At 56.9% G+C, this 9,688-nt stretch carries 6 protein-coding genes; all 6 read left to right on the forward strand.

Annotated elements, in window-relative coordinates:
• Nucleotides 1-423: phosphopantetheine-binding protein (locus HDF15_RS25310; RefSeq protein WP_221314619.1), on the forward strand; the 423-nt coding region annotated here is incomplete at its 5' end.
• 204 nt (nt 424-627) lie between these two features.
• Nucleotides 628-1,206: an aminodeoxychorismate/anthranilate synthase component II gene (locus HDF15_RS25315; RefSeq protein ID WP_184261212.1), complete on the forward strand. Its 579-nt coding sequence runs from the start codon at nt 628-630 to the stop codon at nt 1,204-1,206.
• Nucleotides 1,203-2,675, forward strand: a complete 1,473-nt coding sequence (locus tag HDF15_RS25320; RefSeq protein ID WP_184261215.1) for an anthranilate synthase component I family protein — start codon at nt 1,203-1,205, stop codon at nt 2,673-2,675. Before HDF15_RS25315 ends, HDF15_RS25320 begins: the two co-directional genes overlap by 4 nt.
• Nucleotides 2,672-3,322 carry an aminotransferase class IV gene (locus HDF15_RS25325; protein ID WP_184261218.1) on the forward strand — a complete coding sequence of 217 codons (651 nt, stop codon included), beginning with the start codon at nt 2,672-2,674 and terminating at the stop codon, nt 3,320-3,322. The genes HDF15_RS25320 and HDF15_RS25325 overlap by 4 nt, the downstream gene beginning before the upstream one ends.
• Nucleotides 3,323-3,523: 201 nt before the next feature.
• Entirely contained in the window at nt 3,524-8,158 is a 4,635-nt protein-coding gene (locus HDF15_RS25330; protein ID WP_184261221.1) for a non-ribosomal peptide synthetase, read from the forward strand.
• Nucleotides 8,151-9,688 (forward strand): amino acid adenylation domain-containing protein (locus HDF15_RS25335; protein ID WP_184261224.1); only part of this gene is annotated, 1,538 nt, incomplete at its 3' end. The genes HDF15_RS25330 and HDF15_RS25335, both read left to right, overlap by 8 nt.

Here is a 9,688-nt window from a genome sequence, read left to right on the forward strand (position 1 = left end):
GCGTACGTTCGGATGGAGAGTTTCCCTCTGAGCCCGAACGGGAAGCTGGACCGGAAGTCTCTGCCAGCGCCTGACGACGAGGCGTATGTGCGGCGCGGCTACGAGGCTCCTGTTGGGGAGATGGAGGAGACCGTAGCGGGGGTCTTCGCGGAGGTGCTGGGAGTGGAACGGGTGGGCCGCAACGACAGCTTCTTCGAACTGGGCGGCCACTCTCTGATGGCGATGCGGGTGATCGCCCGGCTTGAAGAGCAGTTGGGGATAAAGATGAGCGTCCGAGAAATCTTCAATAAGCCTACGATCGCCTCTTTAGGTTTATGGATCGATCTAACATCGGAAAGATTAACTTCGGATGCCGAGTTGCAAACACTCGTAGAGAATCTGTCTGCCGAGGAAGTAAGTCAGCTCTTGCTTGGCGAAAAATAAGCCTGAATGGAATAAATAACCCGTTGCTGTGTTTTGTAAACAGCGATGTTATTCAGTACCGCGGGAAAGAAAATAATAAAATTTGTGCGCTCACTTGCTTTAGAAAAGAGTTCGCATCAATTCTTCAAATTTTGAATCGTTTGGTCAGCGTGCCTGCAAGGGTGCAAATAATAATTCAACCAATTCATTTAAGGCAGGGATGCAGTGAAGATAGCTCTAATCGACAACTATGACTCCTTCACGTATAACATTCGCGACTTGATCTATCGCGTATCCGGGATAAGCGCTACAGTGTTTTGCAATGATGAGATCAGTTACTCTGCCTTCGCGGATTTCAATGCCGATTGTGTCGTGATTTCCCCCGGCCCTGGTCATCCGGCGCGTGCGCAGGATTTCGGAATATGCGCTGATATTTTGCAGCATAGCGAAAAACCGGTTTTTGGCATCTGCCTGGGACACCAGGGCATTGGCGTGGCATTCGGGGGGAAAGTCGATCTTGCCCCGCAACCTGTACACGGACAAATTGCCGTGATTTCCCATGAAGGTCAAGGTTTATTTGAGGGGATCCCGCAACGCGTCAAGATGGTCCGCTATCACTCTTTGATTGTTGATTCCGATCTGCCCGAACCGCTCTATAAGACTGCCTGGACCGATGAGGGACTCATCATGGGGCTCCAGCACCGTGAGCGAAGCATCTTTGGCGTTCAATTTCATCCAGAGTCCATCTGTTCGGAGTTCGGAGAAACCCTAATGGCCAATTTTCTCAGGGAGGTGAAGCTTTGAATTTTCAACTTACAAGCCGCAAGCTTCCTTTATCTTCCACACCAGCCCGAATCTATGAGGCCCTTTTCATAACCGCGCCATATGCTTTCTGGCTTGACTCCAGCCGCCACGATACCGGGCAGGCGCGCTTTTCATTCCTGGGAGCGGGCGACGGTCCTGAATCCTATCGAGTCGAGGGCTTCGTGGGTCGCGGTACTACTATCCTGCGGGCAGCGAAAGAGCCTGAAGAGTTGGAAGACGATGTCTTCAAGGTTACTGAACAGCATCTGGCGTCAATGACCGTGACAACAGATCAATCGCTTCCTTTTGATTTCAATGGAGGGTTTGTCGGGTATCTCGGCTATGAGCTGATGGAGATCACAGAGGGGGTACCCGGGCACCCGAGCGTGATGGCTGACGCAGCATTGCTGTTTGTCGACCGCTTTCTCGCCGCCGACCACACGAACGACGAGCTTTACCTCGTCGCGCTTCACAGGGGGGACGCAACAGGCGTGGAAGCTTGGTTTTCCTATGTGGAGGACGTGCTTCGTACCTTACCCGCGTCAGATAGGGTTTGCGAGACACGCCCACCGCTTCTCCGCCCGAGCGATATCGAGCCCTTCCTTCTCCATGACAAAACTACATATCTGAATCAGATAGCCGTAGCAAAACAGCAGATCCTTAAAGGAGAGTCCTATGAGATATGCCTAACCAATCGAGTGCGTGTCCCACTTTCCTCCTACTCTCCAGCCGACATCTTTAATACCTATTTGGCACTACGTGAAATCAATCCTGCACCGTATGCCTGCCTGTTGCATTTTGGCCCGACCAGCGTTCTCTGCAGCTCGCCAGAGCGTTTTTTGAAGATTACCTCGGCCGGCATGGTGGAAACCAAGCCGATCAAGGGCACGACACGGCGGAGCGCGGATAAGTTTGAAGACGAGTCTAATCGACAGCAACTACTCGACGACGAAAAGTTCTTTAGCGAAAATCTGATGATCGTAGATCTGCTACGCAATGACCTTACCCGCTCCTGCGTCGCTGGCTCAGTGCATGTACCGTCGCTCATGCATGTCGAATCCTATGCCACGGTCCATCAACTGGTGTCGACGATTCGAGGAACTCTGGAGCAGTCACCGGTAGGATGCGTCGCAAGATGCTTTCCTGGCGGCTCGATGACCGGAGCACCCAAGAAAAGGACCTTGGAAATTATCGATAGCCTGGAACAAACACCGCGCGGAATTTACTCCGGCGCAATCGGTTACCTATCCCTAAATGGCGGGGTCGATCTGAATATTGTTATTCGGACGGCAGTGATTAACGAAAATATTGCTGAAATCGGTGTGGGTGGTGCCATCATTCATCTTTCCGACGCTCAGGAGGAGTATGACGAGATGTTGCTGAAGGCGCTTGCTCCTTTCAGTGCCATCGCATTGCTGGCCGCCCCTGTCGCCGAAGAACATGAAATGCAGGCAGAGTGCCTAAGATGAGTTTCTATTTGTTCGAGACACTCTACGGTTCAGGGGATACGGGTTTGCGCTATCTAGACCGTCACCTCTCCAGGCTTGCGGCGAGTGCCCAAACTTTAGGTTTTAGCTGTGATCTGGACGGCATCCGGAATGAAGCGCTTTGCAGCGATGAAGCGTTGGTCCACGCCGGACCGTATCGGCTGCGCATCAGTCTTGAGCGCTCCGGGGTGTTCGAGATACAGCGTTACCCTCTGCAGCCGATTCCGTCCGGACCTGTAAAGCTGCTGCTGGGATCCGACTGGGAATTCGCTTCACAAAGCTCTTCTAATCTGCTTCTTCGGCATAAAACTTCCCTCCGCGACGAGTATGACCGTGGATGGAAATTAGCAGAAACCAAGGGTGCTTTTGACATGCTTTTTGTAAACGAGCACGGCGAGCTTACCGAGGGCGGACGAACAAATCTTTTTCTATATATAGACAACAACTGGTGGACACCACCGCTTTCCTCGGGACTTTTGCCAGGAATCATGCGGGGCATCATCTTGCAGGATACGCGGTTCGATGCCGCAGAACGGACGCTTTTCCCAGAAGATCTTTTCAACGCCAAGCAAATTCTGCTGTGTAATTCGTTGCGCGGCTGCATGCAGGCGGACTTAGTTCGAAGTTAGGAAATAGGGAGAGCCGTCTTCCTGCAGAAGCACCGTATTCCAAATAAAGCTGGCACGGTTTGAATCATTCGACAGGTATGAATTCTTACCTGTGTTGAAACTGAATGGGTCGATCTACGGCTGCTCAGTGTTCGACAACTACCCTGGCAAACTGCGGTAACTCGGGGTTCACACATATTCACTTATAAGGCTGCGTGGTAAATGAAAAAGACACTCGACACAGAGCGCGAAGAACTTCTCAAACTACTTCGTGAGAAGCGGGCTCGGCAGGCCGGTGGCCAGGGAGGTCTAATCCCCCGGTCGCGGGAGAGCGCGTTGCTGTTGTCGGAGGTGCAAGAACGATTGTGGACGCAGCAAGCCATGGGGGACGGAGCTCGCTGGGCGATGGGGGGTGCGCTGGAACTGACAGGACCTCTAAACGTGGAAGCGTTGCGTGCCGCGTTGAATGCGCTCGTGGAGCGGCATGAGCCACTGCGGACGCGCTTCGTTCCCGGCGAAAATGGCCGGCCGCAGCAGGTGATTGACGAACCCGCTGGAGCCGATTTCCAGGTGCAGGCGGCAGCGCGTTCGCAGGCGGAAGCTCTCGTTCGAGTGCATGAGGAACAGGTATTCGATTTGGAGCAGGGCCCCCTGTTTCGAGTGTTGCTGGTAGAGATCGGCGCAGAGGAACATGTATTGTCGTTAGCCATGCACCACATCGTGGCCGATGGCTGGTCGGTGGATGTACTGGTACGGGACATGCGGGAGTTGTACCGGGCGAAGGTAGAAGGCGGTGCACCAAAGTTAGCGCCGCTCGGGATCCAGTATGCAGATTGGGCGGTATGGCAGAGAGAGCTCGATCTGAGTGGGTCAGTAGGGTACTGGAAGAAAGTCCTGGCTACACCTCCGGCTCCGCTCGTACTGGGCGAAGCTTCTGCACCAAAGGAGAGAGGCGATGCTCAGCAGGTGGTGCGAGCGATGCCCAGGAAGCTGGCCGAGGCGCTGACAGACTATGCGCGCGATCGTCGCGCAAGCTTGTTCATGGTGCTTACGGTGGGATGGGCGCTTGTGAGCTACCGGCGGACCAGGGTTGCCGATCTATTGTTGGGCACAACAGTGGCTGGCCGGGAGCGCTTGGAGCTGGAACCATTGATCGGCTTCTTTATCAACATCGTGGCTCTGCGATTGCAGCTGGACGGAGATCCAAACGGGCACGAATTGGTGGATAGAGTGCGCCGTGCCATCCTTGACGGGTTCGAACACCAGGGTGTGCCGTTTGAACGGCTATTGGCTGAGGTTGAAGGGCTGCGGCAGTCCAACGGTGGCTCGCCAGTGCCGATGATGCTGCGCCACCAGAATTACCGACAGGCCGACGTACGGTACTGGACGGGGAATCTGGAAGCCCGTGTATTTGAAGGGGATCGGATCAGGCAGGCGACGAGCGACCTGGACCTGCAATATTTCGGGGAAGCGGCGGAGCTGACAGTGACAGCCGAGTTCGACTCTGCCAGGTTCGATGCCACCGAGGTTGGAGCGCTGCTCGATGAGTTAGAGATGGTCCTGGGCAGGCTGGTTGCAGAGCCGGGCTCTCGCTTATCGCAGCTGATCGAGCTGACGTCCAGGGAGCGTGCCGCGCAGGAGTCTGCGTTGCTGGGTGCGGAGCGCGTCTGGAAGACTGGCAGCATCATCGGACTGTTTGGAGAGCAGGTGCGTTTGCGCCCAGAGGCTGTGGCCTGCCGGGATGGGAAGCTCTCGCTGACCTATGGAGAGCTGGACCGGCGTTCGGGGCGGGTAGCCCAGGCTCTGGCGGCACGCGGGGTGAAGACCGGCGAGCGGGTTGCCTTGTATCTGCCGCGAGGGGTAGACCTGGTCGCAGCCCTGCTCGGGATATGGAAGGCCGGTGGGGTATATGTGCCTGTAGACCCGGGCTATCCGGACAGTTATGCGAGCCGGATTTTGGCTGATGTCGAGCCCAGGGTGATCGTAGTCGAGAGCGCGCAATCGCATGGTCTCAAGCTTGACGATGCAAAGCTCATTACGCTCGATGCGCTGTGGGACGAGCAGGACGAAGAGCCATGGCGGCAGGGGGCGGAGCCGGATCTCGAAGATCTGGCTTACATCGCCTACACCTCGGGCTCGACCGGAAAGCCGAAGGGTGTTCAGGTCGAGCACCGTCAGTTGATGAACTGCCTGCGGAATCTGTGGGAGACCCTGCCCTTCGCTCCGGGAGAGCTGGTGGCGCAAAAGACGGCGACGGGTTTCGTCGTGCACCTGAAGGAGATGTTTTCCGGCCTGTTGGCGGGGGTGCCACAGTGGATAGCCTCGGATCTGTTGGTACGGGATACACCGACCTTTGCGCGGGCCCTGGCCGAGCAGGAAGTGACGCGTCTGAATTTGGTGCCCTCGCAACTGAACGCACTGCTTGCATACCCGGAGCATCTTTACAGTCTGCGGTATGTGATCACTGCGGGCGAGCCCTTGCCGAAAGCTCTGCGGACGCGGTTTGCGCAGTTGTTGCCAGAGACACACCTCTATAACAACTACGGCACGACGGAGACCAACGATCTTACCTACTTCCATGCAGCCGGGCCGGGCATATCGAGCGAGACACGTGGGTCCGGGAGCGTCGCAATGGGGATACCCATTGCGAACACGCGGCTCCATCTGCTCGGGGAAGACGGTCAACCGGTGCCGCCGGGTGTTGCCGGGGAACTCTGTGTGGAAGGTGCCCTGGTAGGGAAGCGCGGCTACTGGCGTCAACCGGAGTTGACCGCGGAACGCCAGGTGCCTAACCCGTTCAACGGAGGCGGCACTCCCCTTTTCCGTACCGGGGATATGGCTCGACTCGGCCACGGTCCCGCATGGGAGCTGGAATACATAGGCCGAGTCGATTTTCAGGTCAAGCTTCGGGGCCAGAAAGTCGATCCGCTTGGGGTGGAACAGGTGCTGGGGCAACACCCCAAGCTTGCGCGCGTCGCGGTGCAGGGTTGGAGCTCAGGTATGCCCGACGCTCTTTTGGCCGCCTATTATGTTCCGCGTCTTGGGGAAGCTTCGCCGGACCGCAACCAACTCCATCGCTGGCTCACCGGGCGTCTCCCCGCACATATGGTGCCAGCAGTTTATGTGCCGATGGAAGCAATGCCCCTGCTTCCGAATGGCAAATTGAACCGGCTTGCCTTGCCTCGCCCGGAGCCTGCCGTCGCTCCCGTCCCTGGACACCACCCGCCGGAGGGCGTACGCGAGCAGACCCTGGCCAAACTTTGGGCAAGCGTGCTCCAACTCCCCATCGAACAGATAAGCCGCGAGGACAACTTCTTCGCCATTGGCGGCAACTCACTCCTCGCCGTGCAGCTTATCGAACGTATGCGCAACGAGGGCCTGAAGGTCGATGGGCAGCTTCTTTTCAACCAGACGACCCTGAAGAATCTGGCTGCAACGACAGAAGAGAAGGATTTTTTTGATGTTCCACCAAATCTGATTCCGCAATCGTGCAAAACGATCACGCCGGAGATGCTGACTTTGGTGACTTTGAGCGCGGCGGAGATCGAATCTATTGCCGAACGGATACCTGGGGGCTTTTCGAACATTCAGGATATTTATCCCTTGGCTCCGCTTCAGGAAGGCTTGCTGTTCCAGCATATTGCCAATACAAAGGGCGATCCGTACCTGTTGAGCAACATGCTTGCAGTGAAGAGCCGGGAAGACGCGCTTGCCCTGCTTGATGCCCTGCAGTCTGTCGTGAACCGGCACGATATCCTCCGCACGGCAGTGATTTGGCAGGGGTTGAGTGAGCCTGTTCAGGTCGTGCTGCGCAAGGTGGCCCTACCGATAGAAGAGATTGAAGTACCCTCAACGGCGGTCGATATCGACGATTACCTGCGCGCGCGATTCGACGCACGGCACTACCGTATAGATCTTGATAAGGCGCCTCTGCTGCGGGCCTGCCTTGCAGAAGATGAAGTGCATGGCCGCTGGATCGTGCTGCTATTGTTCCATCACATCATCATGGATCGTGTGTCGTTGGAGCTGGTGCAGCAGGAAGTTGGAGCGCACCTGTACGGAGAAGCTGAAAGCCTGCCTGCCGCGCTGCCTTATCGCAATTTTGTCGCACAGGCCAGGCTGGGAGCGGATCAAACACAGCAGGAGAGCTTCTTTCGAGCTATGCTGGGCGATTTCGATGAGCCGACCGCTCCATTCGGTATCTCCGGCGTGGAAAGCGAAAGCATGCATGAAGCCTCCCGGCCGCTAGATGCGAAGTTAGCTGCGCGCTTGCGTGAGCATGCGCGTGCGCTCAGTGTAAGTGTCGCCGTTATATTTCATCTGGCGTGGGCATATGTTCTGGCGGAAACTTCAGGACGCGAAGATGTTGTGTTCGGCACTGTACTCTCGGGCCGCATGCATGCGGGCGCGGGAGCCGACCGCGTGCTGGGTCTGTTTATCAACACTCTACCCATCCGTATCCATATAGGCGAAGAAAGTGCGCAGGATCAGATCAGGCAACTTAGCGACACCCTGGCGGCATTGTTGTCGTATGAGCAAACACCTCTTGCATTGGCGCAAAGATGCAGCAACGTACCTGCACCCCGCCCTCTGTTCCTAAGCATCCTCAACTACCGGCACTATCGGAAGTTGAGGATGGACGAACCGATCGAACCATTCTCTATCGAATCTCTTGCTGCGCACGATGGGGGCGACTCTCCCGTCACGCTGGCGGTAGACGATACAGAAAGTGGATTTGTGCTGCGAGTCTGCGTGGTCCCAAGCCTGGATGCAGAGCGTATATGGACTTACATGAATAGTGTCTTAGAGCAGATTGCCGAGGCGCTGGACGAGGAAAATAGTGAACAACATGCGTGAAATTGAGCCCGCGATGAAGGCTAAAAAAAAGACACGCCGCATTGGCAAACTCGAGCTACTCACGGCGGAAGAGCGTCAGCGGATACTGGTGGACTGGAATCAAACCTCGCATCCGCTGCCTGAGGTCGTACTTACCGCTTTGTTCGAGGCACAGGTGGAGGGGAGCCCCGAGTCGACGGCGTTGGTGTACGAGGAGGAGCGTGTAAGCTACGGGGAGTTGAATCGCCGCGCGAACCGTCTGGCGCATGAGTTAGTGGCTCTGGGAGTTCGTCCGGACGACCGTGTGGCGATCTGCGTGGAGCGCTCGGTGGAGATGGTGGTGGCGCTGCTGGGTGTTCTGAAGGCAGGTGGAGCGTATGTTCCTCTGGACCCGGCGTATCCAGTGGATCGTCTGAGCTACATGCTTGCGGACTCCGGACCGGTGGCGGTGCTGACGCACGGTGCGGCGCGCGGGACCCTGGAGCAAGCTCTGGGTGAGCTAAAGGCGCCGGTCCTGGACCTGGATCTGGAGGCCTCGTGGCGCAGCCGGCCGGAGACCAACCCCGATGCGCAGGCACTAGGACTACGGTCCTCGCACCTCGCCTATGTCATCTATACCTCCGGCTCCACTGGAACCCCCAAAGGGGTGATGGTCGAGCACCGGAACGTCGTTCGCCTCTTCCACGCTACTACCGACTGGTTCCACTTCAACGCCACTGACGTTTGGACGCTCTTCCACTCCTTCGCCTTCGACTTCTCCGTATGGGAGATCTGGGGCGCTCTGCTCCACGGGGGACGTCTTATCGTCGTGCCCCAGATCGTCACACGCTCTCCCCGGCAGTTTTATGAACTGCTTTGTAGCCAGCACGTCACGATTCTCAACCAGACACCGAGCGCCTTCCGCCAGCTCATCGCGGCCCAGGAAGAGAACCCCGTTCAACACAGCCTTCGTTGTGTCGTCTTCGGTGGAGAGGCTCTCAATGTGAGTCTGCTCAAGCCCTGGTACGAACGGGCACAGAATCAGGCTTGCCTGTTGATCAACATGTACGGCATCACAGAGACCACCGTTCATGTCACCTATCGCGAGCTCACCGCTCTCGACGCTGTCTCCCTTACGGGAAGCCCCATTGGCAGACGTATTCCCGATCTGCGTATTTATATTTTGGATGAGCAGCGGAAGCCGGTACCCATTGGTATGAGCGGAGAGCTCTACGTCGGCGGTGCAGGTGTTGCCCGTGGTTATCTCAACCGGCCCGAGCTGACGGCGGAGCGATTCCTCGACGATCCCTTTACTGGCAAGTCTGGGGACCGTTTGTACAAGACGGGGGATTTGGCGCGGTATTTGTCTGACGGGAACATCGAGTATCTGGGCCGGAACGATTTCCAGGTGAAGATCCGCGGGTTCCGCATCGAGCTGGGCGAGATCGAGTCCCTGCTGTGCCAGCATGGGGGAGTAGGGGAAGCGGTAGTGGTGGCGCGTGGGGAGGACGGGGACAAGCGTCTTGTGGCGTACTACACGGCAGCGGTTGGAGCATCGGTGGAGGTGGAGTC

This window comes from Granulicella mallensis (assembly GCF_014203225.1).
GTDB lineage: Bacteria > Acidobacteriota > Terriglobia > Terriglobales > Acidobacteriaceae > Granulicella > Granulicella mallensis_A.